Genomic DNA, 20218 nt, shown 5'->3' on the forward strand with positions numbered 1-20218 from the left:
CACAGCCTTCGGCAGCTCCTACAGGGGTTGTGTCATTCAGAGGTTTTGCAGGGTATCGAGCAGGATCCGCACTTTGGTCATCGACTCCTGATACTCCGCCTGCCAGTCCGAGTCGGCGACAATCCCGCCGCCGCCCCAGCAGCACACCTGTCCATCCTTGACCAGCAGACTGCGAATGGCGATGGAACTGTCCATCTCACCGCGCACGTCCAGGTACAGCAACGATCCGCAATACAAACCGCGCCGGGTCGGCTCCAGCTCGTCGATAATCTGCATCGCCCGAATCTTTGGTGCGCCGGTGATCGACCCGCCGGGGAAGCTGCCGGCGATCAGATCCAGCGCATCACGCTCTGCCGCCAGTTCACCGGTCACGCTGCTGACCAGGTGATGTACATTCGGATAGCTCTCCAGACTGAACAGCTCCGGCACGCGCACCGAGCCGATGCGGCAGGTGCGCCCGAGGTCGTTGCGCAGCAGGTCGACGATCATCAGGTTTTCCGCGCGATCCTTAGGGCTGGCCAACAGTTCGGCGGCGTTGGCGGCGTCTTCGGCTGGGGTCTGGCCGCGGGGGCGGGTGCCTTTGATCGGACGGGTTTCGACCTGGCGCTGGCTGACTCTGACGAAGCGCTCTGGTGACAGGCTAAGCACCGCGCCAGCGTCGGGCAGGCTCTGGAAACCGGAGAACGGCGTCGGGCAGGCTTGGCGTAATGCGCAATAAGCCAGCCAAGGATCGCCCTGGCATTCCGCGCGGAAGCGTTGCGCGAAATTGACCTGATAGCAGTCGCCAGCCTGGATGTAATTCTGAATACGCTCGAATGCCTGGCGGTAATTGTCAGCCGAGAGATCGGCCGTCATTGGCTGGTTGAGTTTGAACGGGGTCAACGTCTCAGCTGTGGGCCGGGTGAACAGAATCACCAGTCGTTGCCGTTCACTGTCAGCAAGCGATGGATGAAAGACCAATTGGCTGGTTTGCGCCTGGTGATCGCTGACCAGCGCCCATTCATACAAGCCGAAACGCGCATCGGGTAACTGCAGGTCATCCAGCGCCTCGCTTGGCAGGTTTTCCAGATGCCTGCCGAAGTCGTAGCTCAAATAACCGATCAGTCCGCCGGCGAACGGCAATTCGTACCCGGCAGGCAATTGTGCCTCACCCAAGCGGCTGAGGTTGTCGCGCAGGCGCTGGAGGAAGTGCGCACCGCTTTCGTCCGGCAATACCGCCAGTTGTTCCAGCGGCCAGGCGCTGAGCAAGTCATAACGCCCGCGTTCGGCGCTCGGCCGGCCGCTGTCGAGCAGCACGGCGCCGGGGGCGTTGCGGATGGCCGCGAAATAGTTGGCGGGATTGGCGCGGTAGGGCAGCGGATGTACGGAACAGGTCAACATGGGTGGGGCAGATCGGCCGTTGAGGCGGGGTGGGGATTGTAGTCCTCTGCGGGAATTGCTCCTAGAGGGGACGTCGGGTATTGGCAGATTGGCGGCAGGGTTGAGGCTAGTGTTGGCAGGAAGTCCGACTTCGCGAGCAGGCTCGCTCCCACAGGGTGGAATGCATTCCAATGTGGGAGCGAGCCTGCTCGCGAAGGCCGCGACCCGATTCTGGGTCAGCCCTCGACGGCAGGAATATGCCCAAACATCTCCTGAGTAAACGCCACCCGCTCCTCAGCCGATTCCGTCACGCCACGCGCCTTCAGCTCTTCCAGTCGCGCTTCCACCGCATGGGTGCGCAAAGTCAGTCCGCAATCGTTGGCAATCTGGATATTCAGCCCCGGCCGCGCATTCAGTTCGAGAATCAGCGGGCCTTTTTCCTGATCGAGCACCATGTCCACGCCGATGTAACCCAGTCCGCACAGCTCATAGCAGCCGGCGGCGAGTTTCATGAAACCATCCCAGTAGGGCAGTTGCACGCCGTCCACCGCGTTGGTGGTGTCGGGGTGTTTGGTGATGATGTTGTTCAACCAGGTGCCACGCAGCGTAAGGCCGGTCGCCAGATCCACACCAACGCCGATGGCGCCCTGGTGCAGGTTGGCCTTGCCGCCAGACTGGCGGGTCGGCAGACGCAACATCGCCATCACCGGGTAACCCATCAGCACGATGATGCGGATGTCCGGCACGCCTTCGTAGCTGATGCTTTTGAAGATCTGGTCCGGGGTCACGCGGTATTCGATCAGCGCGCGGTCGCGGTGACCGCCCAGCGAGTACAGGCCGGTGAGGATGCTCGAGATGTGGTGCTCCAGCTCTTCGTGGGCGAGGATCTTGCCCGACACCGTGCGGTAGCGACCTTCGAAACGGTCGGCGATGACGATGATGCCGTCGCCGCCTGCACCCTGGGCCGGTTTGATCACGAAGTCGCTGCGCCCGCCAATGATCTCGTCGAGCTTGTCGATTTCCTTCTCGGTGGAGATCACCCCGTACAGCTCCGGCACGTGAATGCCGGCGGCGATGGCGCGTTCCTTGGTGAGGATCTTGTCATCGACGATGGGGTACAGGCTGCGCTTGTTGTACTTGAGCACGTAATCCGCATTTCTGCGATTGATGCCCATGATGCCGCGCGCCTCGAGGGCCTTCCAGGTCTTCCAGAAACCGAACATCAGGCGTCAGCCTTCTTCAGGAAGGCCTTGAAACGCACCAGTTCGGTCAGGCGGTAGCCGCGATAGCGACCCATCGCCAGCATGAAGCCGACCAGAATCAGCAGGATCGCCGGGAACGTGAAGACGAAGTACACCAGCTCCGGCACGGTCATGATCAGGTGCGCCAGGGAGGCGGCGAACAGCGTACCGATCGCAACTTTCAGTGCATGGTTGGCGCCGCGTTCTTCCCAGGTGATCGACAGGCGTTCGATGGTCATGGTCAGAATCACCATCGGGAACAGCGCCACCGACAAGCCGCGTTCAAGCCCCAGCTTGTGGCTGAACAGACTGATCGCCGCGATCAACACCACGACAAAGGTCAGCACCACCGACAGGCGCGGCAGCATTTGCAGCTTCAGATGTTCGAGATACGAGCGCAGCGACAGGCCCAGCGCGGTGATCACCGTGAACAGCAGAATACCGAAGCCCAGCTGCGTTTCGCGGAAGGCGAGGGCGATCAGCACCGGGGTGAACGTGCCCAGGGTCTGCAGGCCGATCAGGTTGCGCAGGATCAGGATCACCAGCACGCCGATCGGGATCATCACCATGATCATGAAGGTTTGCTGGGTCTGCAGGGGCAAGCCGTACAGCGAGTAATCGAGGAAGTTGGCGTCAGTGTTTTCGTCGGTCAGCTTGGCCAGACGGATCGCGTTCATCTCGCTGTTGTTGAGGCTGAAGGTCACGTTGGCTTTCTTGCCGCCGTCGACGGTGATCAGGTTTTCGTCACCGGTCCACCACAGCAGGCGATCGGTCGGCAGGCCTTGCTCGCCGGTTTCCGGGTTGAAGTACAGCCAGTCGTTGCCGTTGAAGCTGCGCAGCCACAGTTCGGGTGTTTGTGGCTGATCGGCGACGAGGCGGATGGTGTGGACTTTCTCTACCGGGACGTGGGCAATGGACAACAGCAATTCAACAATTTTGGCTTTGTGCGAGGTCGACGGATCGCCGGCCAGCAGCAACTTCACATTATCGTCGTTGACGTTGTTGACCCGCTTGATCGCCTCGCCAATAAAGGTTTCGACGTCGGCCGAGTGTTGGCGGATCGGCGCGAGCAGGGCTTCGGCGGCGATTTTTTCCGGGCCTTCGATGACCATGCTGTCGCGGAAGGTCGGGCCTTTGACCTTGGATTTTTCTGCGGTATAGCGCTTGGTCAACACCAGGCGGTAATACAGGGTCTGGTTGCCCTTGGCACGCCGGGCCGACCAGGTCACCTTGCGGTTGCCGTCGACGCGGTTTACCGCGACTCCGTAGTTATTGGAAATGAAGCTTTCGTTGAGGCTGACGTAATCGCGGCTCAACGGCGGCACGAACATCTGGATTTTCACCGGATCCTTGGTGCTGGCAACGAACTCGACCTTGGCGTCGATGTTCCACAGGTCGTCGGTGGCGTCTTCGGTCACCGGGATGCCGAGCACGAAAATCTGATAGGCCGTAACCGAAACGCCCAGCAGCACCAGCACGGCGATCAGGATTTTCAGGTGGAAGGTTAGAGAACGCATGGAAATTACTCGGCGGTATGAGCGGCGATGGTGCAGGCAGGTTTGCCGGCAGCGTATTTAAGACTGGGGTCGACCAGCGCGTCGAAGCGTTTCAACGCCTCGGAGCCGATCAAGAGCGGGTATTGGAACGCACTTCGGTCGGTGAGGTTCACTTCGATGCTGCGCAATGCCGAGCCCATGCAGATATCCAGCTCGATCACCGGACGGGCGGTGTACTGCTTGCCTTCTTCCGGGTCGTAGTCGCCGGCGCGGCGCTTGATCTTGCTGACCCGCGCGAGCGGCCGTTCGATGGGGTGCGAATGCGCGGCATCGATCGCCAGGTAGAAACGTACCCAGGATTCACCGTTGCGTTTGAAGCGTTTGATGTCACGGGCGCTCAGCGAGGCGGTTTTCGCCCCGGTGTCGAGCTTGGCCGCGACTTCGAGATTGATGCCGTCAAGCGAAGCGTATTCGTTGAGGCCGTACACGGTTTTTTCCCCCGCGGCGGCGAGGCCGGGCAGGCAAAACAGAGCAAAAAAGGTGGGGAAAGGCTTGAGTCTCATAAATCCTGGTGCGCAGCGTTCCGTTATCGGTTCAGGTGCCCGCACAACCGTGCGCAAGCCCCCGCGTGTGCCTGGCAGCTTTTTATGGCAAGCCGTAGAAAGACCCGCAAATGCGGGCGGCATTCTAGCACGGTGGTTTTATGGCGCCAGCGCTTGGGGCAGCGTGTAGCAAGATCAAAGGATCGCAGCCTTCGGCAGCTCCTACAAAGGGGTGGCCTGCATTCTGTAGGAGCTGCCGAAGGCTGCGATCTTTTTAGGTTATTAGACGATTGTCGACAATACCTATTTATCCTTTGACTGATCACGCGATATTGGCTAGTTTTTGCCGCATTGGATTTAGAGGTGTCGACAATCATGCTGGATCAACTCGATCCCCCCGTCATCAGCGGCGACGATTCCGAGACGCTCTCGGAAAACGTTTTCCGGCGCATCCAGGCCGCTATCGTCAAAGGCGAAATCGCCCCCGGCAGCAAGATCTCCGAGCCGGAGCTGGCGCGCACCTATGGCATCAGCCGGGGGCCGTTGCGTGAGGCAATCCACCGTCTGGAAGGCCAGCGCCTGCTGGTGCGTGTGCCGCACGTGGGGGCGCGGGTGGTCTCGCTCAGCCATGCCGAATTGATCGAACTCTACGAGATCCGCGAATCCCTCGAAGGCATGGCCTGCCGCCTCGCTGCCGAGCGCATGAGCGTCGCGGAAATCGACGAGTTGCGCCGGGTTCTGGAAACCCACGAGCGCGATGCGGCGTTCCAGGCCGGCGTCGGTTATTACCAGCAGGAAGGCGATTTCGACTTTCATTACCGGATCATCCAGGGCAGCGGCAATCGCACGCTGACGCAGATGCTCTGCGGCGAGCTGTATCAACTGGTGCGCATGTACCGCATCCAGTTTTCCACCACGCCGAACCGCCCGCACCAGGCCTTCGCCGAACACCACCGCATTCTCGATGCCATCGCCGACCGTGACGGCGAGCTCGCGGAACTGTTGATGCGCCGCCACATCGGCGCCTCGAAACGCAACATCGCCCGTCACTACGAAGACGGCGCCCACAACCAGACAGCCACTGAACGAGGTGACTCATGAGTTCCAACCTGAACACGCCGGGCCAGCGCTTCCGCGATGCGGTCGCCAGCGAGCATCCTTTGCAAGTGGTCGGCGCGATCAACGCCAACCACGCGCTGCTGGCCAAACGCGCCGGTTTCAAGGCGATCTACCTGTCCGGTGGCGGTGTGGCCGCGGGATCTCTTGGCGTGCCGGACCTGGGCATTACCGGGCTGGATGACGTGCTGACCGACGTGCGGCGGATCACCGATGTCTGCGACCTGCCGCTGCTGGTGGACGTGGATACCGGCTTCGGTTCATCGGCGTTCAACGTGGCTCGAACGGTCAAGTCGATGATCAAGTTCGGCGCGGCGGCGATTCACATCGAGGATCAGGTCGGCGCCAAGCGTTGCGGCCATCGCCCCAATAAAGAAATTGTCAGCCAGCAGGAAATGGTCGATCGCATCAAGGCGGCAGTCGATGCGCGCACCGACGACAGCTTCGTGATCATGGCGCGTACCGATGCGCTGGCGGTGGAAGGGCTGGAGTCGGCGCTCGATCGCGCGGCTGCGTGCATCGAGGCCGGCGCTGACATGATTTTCCCGGAAGCCATCACCGAGCTGGACATGTACAAGCTGTTCGCCAACCGCGTGAAAGCGCCGATCCTCGCCAACATCACCGAGTTCGGTGCGACCCCGCTGTACACCACCGAGCAACTGGCCGGCGCCGACGTTTCCCTGGTGCTGTACCCGCTGTCGGCGTTCCGCGCGATGAACAAGGCAGCGGAAAATGTCTACACGGCGATCCGCCGCGATGGCACGCAACAGAATGTCATCGACACCATGCAGACTCGCATGGAGCTCTACGATCGTATCGATTACCACACGTTCGAGCAGAAGCTCGATGCGTTGTTTGCTGCGAAAAAATGATTGAAAGATCAAAAGATCGCAGCCTCGTTTCACTCGACAGCTCCTACAGGAACGCGGTCGATGTAGGAGCTGCCGAAGGCTGCGATCTTTTGCGAACAACACCGTAATTGCAGATTCCCTAACAAATTCAAAAAATTGGAGATAGCAATGGCCGAAGCAAAAGTACTCAGTGGCGCCGGACTCCGGGGCCAGGTTGCCGGGCAAACCGCTTTGTCCACCGTGGGCCAGGCCGGTGCCGGGCTGACCTACCGCGGCTACGACGTGCGTGAACTGGCCGCCGACGCGCAATTTGAAGAAGTCGCCTATCTGCTGCTGTACGGCGAGCTGCCGACCAAAGCGCAACTGGGCGACTACCAAAGCAAGCTGAGCAAGCTGCGCGATCTGCCGCAAGCGCTTAAAGAAGTGCTTGAACGCATCCCCGCCGACGCGCATCCGATGGATGTGATGCGCACCGGTTGCTCGTTCCTCGGCAACATCGAGCCAGAGAAAGACTTCTCCGAGCAGCGCGACAAGACCGACCGTCTGCTCGCCGCGTTCCCGGCGATCATGTGCTACTGGTATCGCTTCAGCCACGACGGCAAACGCATCGATTGCGTCAGCGACGAGCCGACCATTGGCGGCCACTTCCTGCATTTGCTGCACGACAGGAAACCGAGCGAACTGCACGTCAAAGTCATGAACGTGTCGCTGATCCTCTACGCCGAGCACGAATTCAACGCCTCGACGTTCACCGCGCGCGTTTGCGCCTCGACGCTGTCGGATCTGTACTCGTGCGTCACGGCGGCGATCGGTTCGCTGCGTGGTCCGTTGCACGGCGGCGCCAACGAAGCGGCGATGGAAATGATCGAGCGCTTCTCGTCGCCGGAAGAGGCGATCAAGGGCACCCTCGGCATGCTCGAGCGCAAAGACAAGATCATGGGCTTCGGCCACGCGATCTATAAGGACAGCGATCCGCGCAACGAGGTGATCAAGGGCTGGTCGAAAAAACTCGCCGACGAGGTCGGTGACAAGGTGCTGTTTGCGGTTTCCGAAGCCATCGACAAGACCATGTGGGAACAGAAGAAGCTGTTCCCGAATGCCGATTTCTACCATGCCTCGGCGTATCACTTCATGGGCATCCCGACCAAGCTGTTCACACCGATCTTCGTCTGCTCGCGCCTGACCGGCTGGGCTGCGCACGTGTTCGAACAGCGTGCCAACAACCGCATCATCCGTCCAAGCGCCGAGTACACCGGCGTCGAACAGCGCAAGTTCGTGCCAATCGAACGTCGCTGAGTGGTGAGCTGACCCGATCCTTGAAACCACCGCAAATCCCTGTAGGAGTGAGCCTGCTCGCGATGACGGACTGACATTCACCATCGATGTCGACTGATCCACCGCTATCGCGAGCAGGCTCACTCCTACAAGGAACGGTGCGATCTTGAGTCTGGCGTCAGCTCACCCTTTGAAATCACCGTGACCCGAGTCCTGACCCGATGAACACAGAATTCCGCAAAAACCTGCCCGGCACGCCGCTGGATTACTTCGACACCCGCGCGGCGGTCGAGGCGATTGCGCCCGGCAGCTATGACACCCTGCCGTACACCTCCCGCGTGCTGGCGGAAAACCTCGTGCGGCGCTGCGACCCGAGCACGCTGACCGCTTCGCTCAAGCAACTGATCGAGCGCAAGCGTGATCTCGATTTCCCGTGGTTTCCGGCGCGGGTGGTCTGCCATGACATCCTCGGCCAGACCGCACTGGTCGACCTCGCCGGCCTGCGTGACGCCATCGCTCTGCAGGGTGGTGATCCGGCGCAGGTCAACCCGGTGGTTCCGACGCAACTGATCGTCGACCACTCGCTGGCCGTCGAGGCGGGCGGTTTCGATGCCCAGGCCTTCGAGAAGAACCGCGCCATCGAAGACCGTCGCAACGAAGACCGTTTCCACTTCATCAACTGGACCAAAAAGGCCTTCAAGAACGTCGATGTGATCCCGCCGGGCAACGGCATCATGCACCAGATCAACCTGGAGAAAATGTCGCCGGTGATTCAGGTGCGCGAAGGCGTGGCGTTCCCCGACACGTGCGTCGGTACTGACAGCCACACCCCGCACGTCGATGCGCTGGGTGTGATCGCCATCGGTGTCGGCGGCCTCGAAGCCGAGAGCGTCATGCTCGGCCGCGCGTCGTGGATGCGTTTGCCGGAAAGTGTCGGCGTCGAACTGACCGGCAAGCTGCAACCGGGCATCACCGCCACCGACATGGTCCTGGCCCTGACCGAATACCTGCGCAAGCAGAAAGTCGTCGGCGCCTGGCTGGAATTCTTCGGCGAAGGCGCGGCGGCGCTGACCCTCGGCGACCGCGCGACCATCTCCAACATGGCCCCGGAATACGGCGCCACGGCGGCGATGTTCTACATCGATCAGCAGACCATCGATTACCTGAAACTGACCGGTCGTGAAGATCAGCAAGTGCAGCTGGTCGAGCAATACGCCAAATTGACCGGGCTGTGGGCCGACAGTCTGAAAGGCGCGCAATACGAGCGTGGTCTGAGCTTCGATTTGTCCTCGGTAGTGCGCAACATGGCCGGCCCGAGCAACCCGCACGCCCGCGTTGCGGTCTCGGAGCTGGCGGCCAAAGGCATCTCCGGGCAGTGGGATGACGTGCCGGGACAAATGCCTGACGGCGCGGTGATCATCGCCGCCATCACCAGTTGCACCAACACCAGCAACCCGCGCAACGTCATCGCCGCTGGCCTCTTGGCGCGCAACGCCAACAAGCTCGGCCTGACGCGCAAGCCGTGGGTCAAATCCTCGCTGGCGCCGGGTTCGAAAACCGTGGCGCTGTACCTCGATGAAGCGGGGCTGACCACTGAACTTGAACAGCTCGGTTTCGGCGTCGTGGCGTTTGCCTGCACCACTTGCAACGGCATGTCCGGCGCTCTGGATCCGGTGATCCAGCAAGAGATCATCGACCGCGATCTGTATGCAACCGCCGTGCTGTCCGGCAACCGCAATTTCGACGGGCGCATTCACCCGTACGCCAAACAGGCGTTTCTCGCCTCGCCGCCGCTGGTGGTTGCTTACGCGATCGCCGGGACCATCCGTTTCGATATCGAGAAGGATGTGCTGGGCGTGGTCGATGGTCGGGAAATTCGCCTCAAGGACATCTGGCCGAGCGACGAAGAAATCGATGCGGTGGTGAAGTCGTCGGTCAAGCCTGAGCAGTTCCGTCAGGTCTACATCCCGATGTTCGCCGTGCATGAAGACACCGGGCCGAAAGTCGCGCCGCTGTACGACTGGCGCGAGATGAGCACCTACATCCGCCGTCCGCCGTACTGGGAAGGCGCACTGGCCGGCGCCCGCCCATTGAAAGGCATGCGTCCGCTGGCGGTGCTGCCGGACAACATCACCACCGATCACCTGTCGCCATCCAACGCGATCATGCTCGACAGCGCTGCCGGCGAATACCTGGCGAAAATGGGCTTGCCGGAGGCGGACTTCAACTCCTACGCCACCCACCGTGGCGACCACTTGACGGCCCAGCGTGCGACGTTCGCCAACCCGAAACTGTTCAACGAAATGGTCGTGGAAAACGGCAAGGTCAAGCAGGGTTCGCTGGCCCGCGTCGAGCCGGAAGGCAAAGTGATGCGCATGTGGGAAGCCATCGAAACCTACATGGAACGCAAGCAGCCACTGATCATCATTGCCGGCGCCGATTACGGTCAGGGTTCGTCCCGCGACTGGGCGGCGAAGGGCGTACGTCTGGCCGGTGTCGAGGCGATTGCCGCCGAAGGGTTCGAGCGTATTCACCGCACCAACCTGGTGGGCATGGGCGTGTTGCCGCTGGAATTCAAACCAGGCACCAACCGCCACACCCTGGCCATCGATGGCAGCGAAACCTACGACGTGATCGGTGCGCGCAAACCGCGTGCGGACCTGACGCTGGTGATTCATCGCAAGAACGGCGAGCGCGTGGAAGTGCCGGTGACCTGCCGTCTCGATACCGCTGAAGAAGTGTCGATCTACGAGGCGGGCGGCGTGTTGCAGCGCTTCGCTCAGGACTTCCTCGAAGGGGCGGCGGTAGCCGTTTAAACAGGTTCAGCGGCCAATGTGTTCAGTCCCTTGGCCGCTTCAAAGGAGCAATCATGGCTCACGCACCACAGATCAAAATCCCTGCCACCTACATGCGCGGCGGCACCAGCAAAGGCGTGTTTTTCAGCCTCACTGTTCTGCCCGAAGCCGCGCAGGTGCCCGGCCCGGCCCGCGATGCGTTGCTGCTGCGGGTGATCGGCAGCCCCGACCCGTACGACAAGCAGATCGACGGCATGGGCGGCGCGACGTCCAGTACCAGCAAAACCGTAATCCTGTCGAAGAGCACCCGCGCCGATCACGACGTCGATTACCTGTTTGGCCAAGTGTCCATCGACAAGCCGTTCGTGGACTGGAGCGGCAACTGCGGCAACCTCTCGGCCGCGGTCGGCTCGTTCGCCATCAGCAACGGTCTGGTCGACGCCAGCCGCATTCCGCAAAACGGCGTGGCGGTGGTGCGCGTGTGGCAGGCCAACATCGGCAAGACCATCATCGCCCACGTGCCGATCACCAACGGCGAAGTGCAGGAAACCGGTGATTTCGAACTCGACGGCGTGACCTTTCCGGCGGCCGAAGTGCAGGTCGAATTCATGGATCCGGCGGCAGAGGAAGAGGGCGGCGGTGGCTCGATGTTCCCCACCGGCAATCTCGTCGATGAGCTGGAAGTGCCGGGTGTCGGCACGTTCAAGGCGACCATGATCAATGCCGGGATCCCGACAATTTTCGTCAACGCCGAAGACATCGGTTACACCGGCACCGAGCTGCAAGGCGCGATCAACGGCGATCCGAAAGCGCTGCTGATGTTCGAGACGATTCGTGCCTACGGTGCGTTGCGCATGGGCCTGATTTCCAATCTGGAAGAGGCAGCGAAACGGCAGCACACGCCGAAAGTCGCGTTTGTCGCCAAGCCTGCGGATTACGTGGCGTCGAGCGGTAAAGCGATTGCCGCGGGTGATGTGGATCTGCTGGTACGCGCATTGTCGATGGGCAAACTGCACCACGCGATGATGGGCACGGCCGCGGTGGCGATCGGCACAGCGGCGGCGATTTCCGGCACGTTGGTCAATCTTGCTGCGGGTGGGATTGAACGCACTGCCGTGCGTTTCGGCCATCCGTCGGGAACGCTGCGTGTGGGCGCTGAGGCGACGCTGGAAAACGGCGAGTGGGTGGTGAAGAAGGCCATCATGAGCCGCAGTGCCCGGGTGCTCATGGAAGGTTACGTCCGCGTGCCTGCTGACTCGTTCTGACTCGACATTTTACCCTCACCCCAGCCCTCTCCCAGAGGGAGAGGGGGCCGACCGAGGTGTCTTGCGTGGTACATCGACCTGAAAGACCGAGGCGATTATGGATTCAGCAGGGAATCGGCGATCTGGGGCGAGGAAGAAGTATCTACTGTGATTCGTCGACCACGCAGGTTGGCGATTATGGATTCAGCGATGGACTTTCAGGCCGGTGAACCTCCCCAGCATCCCCCAATCGGTCCCCTCTCCCTCGGGAGAGGGCTAGGGTGAGGGGCTACCCTCTGACACAACACAAAGAAACCAGACATCACCAACCATAAACCAGCCAAGCCCTTGAGGAAGACCCAACCACTCATTTCCCCGAACAGGAGAACCACCATGAGCGCCAACGTCGACCTGAACAACCGCCCCGACTACGACCATGTCCTGCAGGACATCGCCGATTACGTCCTCACCTTCAAGCCCGAATCCGCCGAAGCGCTGAACACCGCGCGCAACTGCCTGATCGACACGCTGGGCTGCGGTCTGCTGGCTCTGCGTTTTCCCGAATGCACCAAGCATCTTGGACCCATTGTCGAGGGCACGATCGTGCCGTTCGGTGCGCGAGTGCCCGGCACCAGTTACCGGCTCGACCCGGTCAAAGCCGCGTGGGACATCGGCTGCATCGTCCGCTGGCTCGATTACAACGACACCTGGCTCGCCGCCGAATGGGGCCATCCGTCGGACAACCTCGGCGCCATCCTCGCCGTGGCCGATCACCTGTCGCAGCAACGCATCGCCAACGGTGAAGCACCACTGACCCTTCGCGATGTGCTGGAAGCGATGATCATGGCCCACGAGATTCAAGGCGTGATCGCCCTGGAAAACTCTTTCAACCGCGTAGGACTCGATCACGTCATTCTGGTGAAAGTCGCTTCAACCGCCGTCAGCGCCAGACTGATGGGAGCCAATCGCGAGCAGCTGTTGGCGGCGCTGTCCCATGCCTTCGCCGACGGTCAGGCGCTACGCACCTATCGGCATGCGCCCAACGCCGGCTCGCGGAAATCCTGGGCGGCGGGGGATGCGGCGAGTCGCGGTGTAAGGCTGGCCGACATCGCCATGCGCGGTGAGATGGGCATTCCCGGGGTGCTGAGCGCGAAGCAGTGGGGCTTTTATGACGTATCGTTCAGCCACACCAACAACGATCTGGCGCTGAAGCCTGAGGGCAAACGCGCTTTCAGCTTTTCCCGGCCGTTCGGCAGTTACGTGATGGAAAACGTGCTGTTCAAGATCAGCTTCCCCGCCGAGTTCCATGCGCAGACCGCCTGCGAGGCGGCGGTAACCTTGCATCCGCAGGTGCGCAATCGCCTGCACGAGATCGACCGCATCGTCATCACCACCCACGAATCGGCGATCCGCATCATTTCCAAGGTCGGCCCGCTGGCCAACGCTGCCGACCGCGATCATTGTCTGCAATACATGACCGCCGTGCCGCTGGCATTTGGCAATCTGGTGGCCGAGCACTACGAAGACGACTTCCACAAGGCGCACCCGATCATTGATGTGTTGCGCGAGAAAATGGTCATCGTCGAAGAACCACGGTTTACCCGCGAATACCTCGAAGCCGACAAACGCTCGATTGCCAATGCCGTGCAGGTGTTTTTCAAGGACGGCAGCAGCACCGAAAACGTGGTGGTGGAATACCCGATCGGCCATCGCCGCCGTCGCGCCGAAGGCATTCCGTTGCTGGAGGACAAGTTCAAGACCAACCTCGCCACGCGTTTCGCTGGCCAGCGTTGCGCTGAGATTTTTGCGCTGTGCGAGGATCAGGCGCGGCTTGAAGCCACGCCGGTGCATCGATTCATCGACCTGTTTGTGCTCTGACAGACCGCGTTATCGTTCTTCGCGAGCAGGCTCGCTCCCACAGTCGTTACGATGCAGGTCCATTGTGGCAGCGAGCCTGCTCGCGAAGGCGCCAGATCAGGCGACGCCGGACTACTTGAACCGCCGCTCAACCCCTTTCTCCACGAGAATCTTCGCCGAAATCTCTTCCACGGAAAAATGCGTGGAATTGATGTGCGGGATGTTCTCGCGGCGGAACAGGTTTTCCACTTCGCGCACTTCGAATTCGCACTGGGCGTAGCTCGAATAGCGGCTGTTGGGCTTGCGCTCGTTGCGGATCGCGGTGAGGCGATCAGGGTCGATGGTCAGCCCGAACAGCTTGTGCTGGTGGGCGCGCAGGGCGGTTGGCAGGGTCAGGCGCTCCATGTCGTCTTCGGTGAGCGGATAGTTGGCCGCGCGGATGCCGAACTGCATGGCCATGTACAGACACGTCGGGGTTTTGCCGCATCGCGACACGCCCACTAGTATCAGATCGGCTTTGTCGTAATAGTGGGTGCGCGCGCCGTCATCGTTGTCGAGGGCGAAGTTCACCGCCTCGATGCGCTCCATGTAATTGGAGTTGTGCCCGATGGAGTGGGACTTGCCCACGGTGTAGGAAGAATGCTCGGTGAGCTCCTGTTCGAGCGGCGCGAGGAAGGTCGAGAAAATGTCGATCATGAAACCATTGGACGTTGCGAGAATCTCACGAATGTCCTGATTGACGATGGTGTCGAAGATGATCGGCCGAAAGCCGTCGGTTTCAGCGGCTTTGTTGATTTGTTGTACCATGGCCCGCGCTTTTTCCACGCTGTCGATGTAGGGCCGCGTGAACTTGCTGAAGGTAATGTTTTCGAACTGCGCCAAGAGGCTTTGACCCAGGGTTTCGGCGGTAATGCCGGTGCCATCGGAGATGAAGAAAGCAGATCGTTTCATTTGCACCTTGGGCCTTAGACTAATGAGCATTCTTGGATATGATAGGCGCGATTTGCCGGCCGCCATTGGCCCGCATTCTCACTTATTTTCCAGGTCCAGGCCATACAACCGGCCAAGGCTCCCCCGGGCCGCCGGTTTCTGAGCTTTTCCAACACAGTTAGTGGAGAGATCACCTTGGTAGAGTACGTAGTTTCCCTCGATAAGCTCGGCAAACACGATGTTGAGCATGTGGGGGGCAAGAACGCATCCCTGGGCGAGATGATCAGTAACCTGGCAGGCGCCGGTGTTTCGGTCCCCGGCGGCTTCGCCACGACGGCTCAGGCCTATCGTGACTTCCTCGAACTGAGCGGCCTGAACGATCAGATCCACAAGGCCCTCGACGCGCTCGACGTCGACGACGTCAATGCCCTGGCCAAGACCGGCGCACAGATCCGCCAATGGATCATGGACGCCGAGTTCCCGGAAAAACTCAACACCGAGATCCGCACCGCGTTCGCCGCGCTGTCGGCCGGCAACCCTGACGTGGCCGTGGCCGTGCGTTCTTCCGCCACCGCCGAAGACCTGCCGGACGCTTCCTTCGCCGGTCAGCAGGAAACCTTCCTGAACATCCGTGGTGTGGAAAACGTTATCCGCGCCGCCAAAGAGGTGTTCGCTTCGCTGTTCAACGACCGTGCGATTTCCTACCGCGTGCACCAGGGCTTCGACCATAAACTGGTCGCCCTGTCCGCTGGCGTGCAGCGCATGGTGCGTTCGGAAACCGGCACCGCCGGCGTAATGTTCACCCTCGATACCGAATCGGGTTTCCGTGACGTGGTGTTCATCACTGGCGCCTACGGCCTGGGCGAAACCGTCGTACAAGGCGCGGTCAACCCGGATGAATTCTATGTGCACAAGGGCACGCTGGAGGCCGGTCGTCCGGCCATCCTGCGGCGCAACCTGGGCAGCAAAGCCATCAAGATGATCTACGGCGACGAGGCCAAGGCCGGTCGTTCGGTCAAGACCGTCGACGTCGACAAGGCCGAACGCGCGCGTTTCTGCCTGACCGACGCCGAAGTCAGCGAGCTGGCCAAACAGGCGATGATCATCGAGAAGCACTACGGCTGCCCGATGGACATCGAGTGGGCCAAGGACGGTGACGACGGCAAGCTGTACATCGTCCAGGCGCGTCCGGAAACCGTGAAAAGCCGCACCCAGGCCAACGTCATGGAACGTTACCTGCTGAAAGAAACCGGCACTGTGCTGGTGGAAGGTCGCGCGATCGGCCAGCGCATCGGCGCCGGCAAAGTGCGGATCATCAAAGACGTTTCCGAGATGGACAAGGTCCAGCCGGGCGACGTGCTGGTCTCCGACATGACCGACCCGGACTGGGAACCAGTGATGAAGCGCGCCAGCGCCATCGTGACCAACCGTGGCGGGCGTACCTGCCACGCGGCGATCATCGCCCGTGAGCTGGGCATTCCGGCGGTGGTCGGTTGCGGTAACGCCACCCAGTTGCTGAAGGATGGCCAGGGCGTGACCGTATCCTGCGCCGAAGGCGACACCGGTTACATCTTCGAAGGCGAGTTGGGCTTCGACATCAAGAAGAACTCCGTCGATGCCATGCCGGAGCTGCCGTTCAAGATCATGATGAACGTCGGCAACCCGGATCGCGCTTTCGACTTCGCGCAGTTGCCGAACGCCGGCGTCGGTCTGGCGCGTCTGGAATTCATCATCAACCGCATGATCGGCGTGCACCCGAAAGCGCTGTTGAACTACGATGGCCTGCCGCAGGACATCAAGGACAGCGTCGACAAGCGCATCGCCGGTTACAGCGACCCGGTCGACTTCTATGTCGACAAACTGGTGGAAGGCATCAGCACCCTGGCTGCTGCGTTCACGCCGAAAAAAGTCATCGTGCGCTTGTCGGACTTCAAGTCCAACGAATACGCCAACCTGATCGGCGGCAAGCTCTACGAGCCGGAAGAAGAAAACCCGATGCTCGGCTTCCGTGGCGCTTCGCGTTACATCAGCGAATCGTTCCGCGACTGCTTCGAACTCGAATGCCGCGCGCTGAAGCGTGTGCGCAACGAGATGGGCCTGACCAACGTGGAAATCATGGTGCCGTTCGTCCGGACTCTCGGCGAAGCCAGCCAGGTGGTCGATCTGCTCGCCGAAAATGGCTTGAAGCGCGGCGAAAACGGTCTGCGCGTGATCATGATGTGCGAACTGCCATCCAACGCGATTCTGGCCGAGGAATTCCTCGAATTCTTCGACGGTTTCTCGATCGGCTCCAACGACCTGACCCAACTGACGCTGGGTCTGGATCGCGACTCGGGGATCATCGCTCACTTGTTCGACGAGCGTAATCCGGCGGTGAAGAAGCTGTTGGCCAACGCCATTCAGGCGTGCAACAAGGCCGGCAAGTACATCGGCATCTGCGGTCAGGGTCCTTCCGACCATCCGGATCTGGCCAAGTGGCTGATGGAACAGGGCATCGAAAGCGTGTCGCTGAACCCGGACACCGTGCTGGAAACCTGGTTCTTCCTCGCCGAAGGTCAGGCGCAGGCTTGATCAACATGTGAACGGGCCGCGTCCCCTGTAGGAGTGAGCCTGCTCGCGATAGCGTCATGACAGTCAGCAGTGATTCGAATGACACACCGCCATCGCGAGCAGGCTCACTCCTACAAGGGGCCGGGCCTTGAGATTGAAGTAGGGCGGGCTCCATCGGATGCCGCCCTTTTTTGTGCAAGAGCATTATGCAAAGCAGCAGCAACCTGTTTCCTGTCGCGCTGATCAGCGCCGAGCGGCGCGGCGATCTGAGCGAAGACGTCTATCGATTGAAACCCGGCAATAGTCCGGACTGGTCCGTGGAGATCGCTGTCACCCGCCTGGGCATGGCCGATGACTCGGCGCCACGCGGCGTGCCGGTGATCCTGTTGCATGGCAGCTTTTCCAATCGGCGTTTCTGGTTTTCCCCCAAAGGCCTCGGGCTCGGCGCGTATCTGACGCGGCTGGGCTTCGACGTGTGGATCCCGGAAATGCGCGGTCACGGCCTGTCTCAGCGTAACGAAGACTACCGGCGCAACCGCGTGGCCGATTATGCCCGCTACGATCTGCCGGCAATCGCCGCGTTTGTTCGCGAGCAGAGCGGACAGATCCCGCACTGGATCGGCCATTCTCTGGGTGGCATCACTCTGGCGGCCGCACTCGGTGGGGAATACCTTGGCGAACCGGCAGTGGCCTCGGCGGCGTTTTTCGGGACGCAGGTCAGCCGCACCTATTGGCCACTGAAGATTCCACCGGTGGAGTGGGGCGGGCGCTTTATTCTCAAGCGCTTCGCGCAATTGTCCGGCTCACGCCTCAAACGTGGCCCGGAAGATGAGCCGATCGGTCTGGCCATCGAAAGCATGCGCTGGTACGGCTTGTTCGGCCGCTTTGGCGACAAGGACAAGGATTGGTGGGCCGGGCTCGCCGAGGTTCAGGTGCCGGTGCTGGCCGTGACGGCAGCGGGGGATCATCAGGATCCGGCGTGGGCCTGCCGCAAGCTGTTCGAGCAGATCGGCTCCGAGCACAAGCAGTTCATCAACCTGGGCCGTGAGCAAGGCTTCTCGGATAATTTCGGCCACGTCGAAATGCTGGTAAGCAAAGCAGCGCAGGCTGAGGTGTGGCCGCTGGTGGCGCGCTGGCTGAGCGATCAGCAGACACCGTTGCCGGGGCAGGCAGCGAATCTGGCCGCTGCCGTCTGAGGGGCGTTCCGTTCGGCCTGGCTTGCGGCTAAGATATGACGCATTGTGCGGTTCCGGTCATATTTCGTGACTGTTTAGCGATTACGTTTCAGGGTTTGTTCAGGTTGCGTCAGCGACCATGGCATGGACTAAGGTAAACAGCGACCGCCGGAACTCGTCTCATCAGCATGCGGCATCCTTGATCGTCTTCCTTTTTACAGGAGTTTTTCGATGGAACATTACCTTACGCCTGATCTGTGCGACGCCTACCCGGAGCTGGTGCAGGTGCTGGAACCGATGTTCAGCAATTTCGGCGGCCGTGATTCCTTCGGCGGCGAAATCGTGACCATCAAGTGCTTCGAAGACAACTCGCTGGTCAAGGCGCAGGCCGATCTCAACGGTAAAGGCAAAGTGCTGGTGGTCGATGGCGGCGGTTCGCTGCGCCGCGCCCTGTTGGGCGACATGATCGCCGCCAAGGCCGCGCAGAACGGTTGGGAAGGGCTGGTCATCTACGGTTGCATCCGTGATGTCGACGTCATTGCGCAGACCGATCTCGGCGTGCAGGCGCTGGCCAGCCACCCGATGAAAACCGACAAGCGCGGCATTGGCGACCTCAACGTCCCGGTGACATTCGCCGGCGTGACGTTTCACCCGGGCCAGTACATTTATGCGGACAACAACGGCGTGATCGTTTCGCCGAGCCCGCTGAAAATGCCTGAATAAGATTTTCGACAAGGGATGCGGATGTTCGAGGAAGAAAACGCGCAGTGGGGGCTGGTGCATGCCCTGGTGCTGGACGGTAAGGGCGGTGCGCGTTCGATAGCCCGGACTGAACTCGACGATTTGCAACTGCAGGCCCATGAAAGCCTGTGGCTGCACTGGGATCGCAGCCATCCGCAGACCCGGACCTGGCTGCGCAAATCCAGCGGGCTCAATGAATTCACCTGTGATCTGCTGCTGGAAGAGAACACCCGGCCGCGGCTGTTGCCATTGCCGGACTCCGAGCTGCTGCTGTTTCTGCGCGGGGTCAATCTCAATCCAGGCGCCGAGCCGGAAGACATGGTCTCGGTGCGGATTTTCGCTGCTGCCCAACGCGTGATTTCCCTGCGTTTGCGCCCGTTGCGCGCAACCGATGAGTTGCTGGCGCTGCTGGGTGAGGGCAAAGGTCCTAAAACGTCCTCCGAATTGATGCTGTATCTGGCGCAGTTCCTCACCAACAAAGTGCAGGATCTGGTCACGTGCCTGTCGGAAGTGGTCGATGAAGAGGAAGAAAAACTCGACGCCGACGAACGGTACACTCCCGAGCATGGCGCCATTTTGCACATCCGTCGCAGAGCGGCCGGGCTGAAGCGTTTTCTCGCGCCGCAGCGGGATATTTTCGGACAGCTGACGCGGATAAAACTGCCGTGGTTCGTCGAAGACGATGCCGACTACTGGAACGAATTGAACAACAGTCTGACCCGCTATCTCGAGGAGCTCGAACTGACCCGAGAGCGCGTGGGGCTTGTGCTGGAGGCCGAAGACCGGCGTTTGAGCGTGCACATGAATCGCACCATGTACCGCTTCGGCATCATTACCTGCATCTTTTTGCCGATGAGTTTCATCACCGGTCTGCTGGGTATCAATGTCGGCGGTATTCCGTTTGCCGAAAGCCCTTATGGTTTCCTGATTGCCTGTCTGACGGTGCTCGCCCTGGCGTTCGGCCAGTGGTGGTTGTTCCGCCGTTTGCGCTGGGTGTGAACATGGCGCATGTGACCCGAGCAAATCTGCCCGCGTCTTTCACAGAC

Annotated in this window: 15 protein-coding genes; 10 read left to right on the forward strand and 5 right to left on the reverse strand. The window is 60.9% G+C overall.

Annotation, left to right across the window (positions count from 1 at the left end; all coding sequences use genetic code 11):
• Positions 1-36: 36 nt before the first annotated feature.
• From pabB to LIS66_RS08830, 4 genes are all read right to left on the reverse strand, one after another.
• Positions 37-1380 (reverse strand): aminodeoxychorismate synthase component I, encoded by a 1344-nt coding sequence (gene pabB / locus LIS66_RS08815; protein ID WP_227974020.1) that lies wholly within the window; start codon positions 1378-1380, stop codon positions 37-39.
• A gap of 215 nt (positions 1381-1595) precedes the next feature.
• Entirely contained in the window at positions 1596-2582 is a 987-nt protein-coding gene (locus tag LIS66_RS08820; protein ID WP_042608458.1) for an alpha-L-glutamate ligase-like protein, read from the reverse strand.
• On the reverse strand, positions 2582-4117 hold the full coding sequence (locus LIS66_RS08825) for an inactive transglutaminase family protein (protein ID WP_116659146.1): 1536 nt from the start codon (positions 4115-4117) through the stop codon (positions 2582-2584). Before LIS66_RS08825 ends, LIS66_RS08820 begins: the two co-directional genes overlap by 1 nt.
• A 5-nt stretch (positions 4118-4122) precedes the next feature.
• Entirely contained in the window at positions 4123-4659 is a 537-nt protein-coding gene (locus LIS66_RS08830; protein WP_039762988.1) for an ATP-dependent zinc protease, read from the reverse strand.
• A gap of 357 nt (positions 4660-5016) precedes the next feature.
• Between LIS66_RS08830 and LIS66_RS08835 the strand changes: the two genes are divergently transcribed.
• From LIS66_RS08835 to prpD, 6 genes are all read left to right on the forward strand, one after another.
• Positions 5017-5739: a GntR family transcriptional regulator gene (locus LIS66_RS08835; protein WP_172667900.1), complete on the forward strand. Its 723-nt coding sequence runs from the start codon at positions 5017-5019 to the stop codon at positions 5737-5739.
• Positions 5736-6626 carry a methylisocitrate lyase gene (gene prpB, locus LIS66_RS08840; RefSeq protein ID WP_042608455.1) on the forward strand — a complete coding sequence of 297 codons (891 nt, stop codon included), beginning with the start codon at positions 5736-5738 and terminating at the stop codon, positions 6624-6626. The genes LIS66_RS08835 and prpB overlap by 4 nt, the downstream gene beginning before the upstream one ends.
• A gap of 147 nt (positions 6627-6773) precedes the next feature.
• Entirely contained in the window at positions 6774-7901 is a 1128-nt protein-coding gene (prpC, locus tag LIS66_RS08845) for a 2-methylcitrate synthase (protein WP_083353231.1), read from the forward strand.
• A 200-nt stretch (positions 7902-8101) separates the two neighbouring features.
• Positions 8102-10696, forward strand: a complete 2595-nt coding sequence (gene acnD, locus LIS66_RS08850; protein ID WP_227974021.1) for a Fe/S-dependent 2-methylisocitrate dehydratase AcnD — start codon at positions 8102-8104, stop codon at positions 10694-10696.
• Between the two features lie 53 nt (positions 10697-10749).
• Positions 10750-11940: a 2-methylaconitate cis-trans isomerase PrpF gene (gene prpF / locus LIS66_RS08855; RefSeq protein WP_227974022.1), complete on the forward strand. Its 1191-nt coding sequence runs from the start codon at positions 10750-10752 to the stop codon at positions 11938-11940.
• 372 nt (positions 11941-12312) lie between these two features.
• Complete coding sequence (gene prpD / locus LIS66_RS08860) at positions 12313-13797, forward strand: 2-methylcitrate dehydratase (protein ID WP_227974023.1); 1485 nt, start codon at positions 12313-12315, stop codon at positions 13795-13797.
• Between the two features lie 111 nt (positions 13798-13908).
• Here prpD and LIS66_RS08865 read toward each other — a convergent pair whose 3' ends face one another.
• Positions 13909-14727, reverse strand: coding sequence for a pyruvate, water dikinase regulatory protein (locus LIS66_RS08865; protein WP_016773826.1), 819 nt, complete (start codon positions 14725-14727; stop codon positions 13909-13911).
• A gap of 174 nt (positions 14728-14901) precedes the next feature.
• Here LIS66_RS08865 and ppsA point away from each other — a divergent pair, with 174 nt between their 5' ends.
• The 4 genes from ppsA to LIS66_RS08885 all read left to right on the forward strand — a co-directional run bounded on the left by ppsA (position 14902) and on the right by LIS66_RS08885 (position 20171).
• Entirely contained in the window at positions 14902-17277 is a 2376-nt protein-coding gene (gene ppsA / locus LIS66_RS08870; protein ID WP_227974024.1) for a phosphoenolpyruvate synthase, read from the forward strand.
• Between the two features lie 185 nt (positions 17278-17462).
• A complete protein-coding gene (locus LIS66_RS08875; protein ID WP_065614907.1) occupies positions 17463-18452 on the forward strand; it encodes an alpha/beta fold hydrolase in 990 nt (329 codons plus the stop codon).
• 210 nt (positions 18453-18662) lie between these two features.
• Complete coding sequence (gene rraA / locus LIS66_RS08880; protein ID WP_227974025.1) at positions 18663-19154, forward strand: ribonuclease E activity regulator RraA; 492 nt, start codon at positions 18663-18665, stop codon at positions 19152-19154.
• A gap of 21 nt (positions 19155-19175) precedes the next feature.
• Positions 19176-20171: a zinc transporter ZntB gene (locus LIS66_RS08885; RefSeq protein ID WP_064362858.1), complete on the forward strand. Its 996-nt coding sequence runs from the start codon at positions 19176-19178 to the stop codon at positions 20169-20171.
• The last annotated feature ends 47 nt before the right edge of the window (positions 20172-20218 follow it).

Source organism: Pseudomonas sp. HN2, assembly GCF_020736465.1.
Taxonomy (GTDB): domain Bacteria; phylum Pseudomonadota; class Gammaproteobacteria; order Pseudomonadales; family Pseudomonadaceae; genus Aquipseudomonas; species Aquipseudomonas moraviensis_A.

Excerpts from the sequence above, each read along its gene's own strand:
- prpC (WP_083353231.1), top strand. The coding sequence starts at position 6,774 with ATGGCCGAAGCAAAAGTACTCAGTGGCGCCGGACTCCGGGGCCAGGTT.
- LIS66_RS08875 (WP_065614907.1), top strand. The coding sequence starts at position 17,463 with ATGCAAAGCAGCAGCAACCTGTTTCCTGTCGCGCTGATCAGCGCCGAG.
- LIS66_RS08820 (WP_042608458.1), bottom strand. The coding sequence starts at position 2,582 with ATGTTCGGTTTCTGGAAGACCTGGAAGGCCCTCGAGGCGCGCGGCATC.
- pabB (WP_227974020.1), bottom strand. The coding sequence starts at position 1,380 with ATGTTGACCTGTTCCGTACATCCGCTGCCCTACCGCGCCAATCCCGCC.
- LIS66_RS08885 (WP_064362858.1), top strand. The coding sequence starts at position 19,176 with ATGTTCGAGGAAGAAAACGCGCAGTGGGGGCTGGTGCATGCCCTGGTG.
- LIS66_RS08865 (WP_016773826.1), bottom strand. The coding sequence starts at position 14,727 with ATGAAACGATCTGCTTTCTTCATCTCCGATGGCACCGGCATTACCGCC.
- acnD (WP_227974021.1), top strand. The coding sequence starts at position 8,102 with ATGAACACAGAATTCCGCAAAAACCTGCCCGGCACGCCGCTGGATTAC.
- LIS66_RS08830 (WP_039762988.1), bottom strand. The coding sequence starts at position 4,659 with ATGAGACTCAAGCCTTTCCCCACCTTTTTTGCTCTGTTTTGCCTGCCC.
- rraA (WP_227974025.1), top strand. The coding sequence starts at position 18,663 with ATGGAACATTACCTTACGCCTGATCTGTGCGACGCCTACCCGGAGCTG.
- LIS66_RS08825 (WP_116659146.1), bottom strand. The coding sequence starts at position 4,117 with ATGCGTTCTCTAACCTTCCACCTGAAAATCCTGATCGCCGTGCTGGTG.
- prpF (WP_227974022.1), top strand. The coding sequence starts at position 10,750 with ATGGCTCACGCACCACAGATCAAAATCCCTGCCACCTACATGCGCGGC.
- prpD (WP_227974023.1), top strand. The coding sequence starts at position 12,313 with ATGAGCGCCAACGTCGACCTGAACAACCGCCCCGACTACGACCATGTC.
- prpB (WP_042608455.1), top strand. The coding sequence starts at position 5,736 with ATGAGTTCCAACCTGAACACGCCGGGCCAGCGCTTCCGCGATGCGGTC.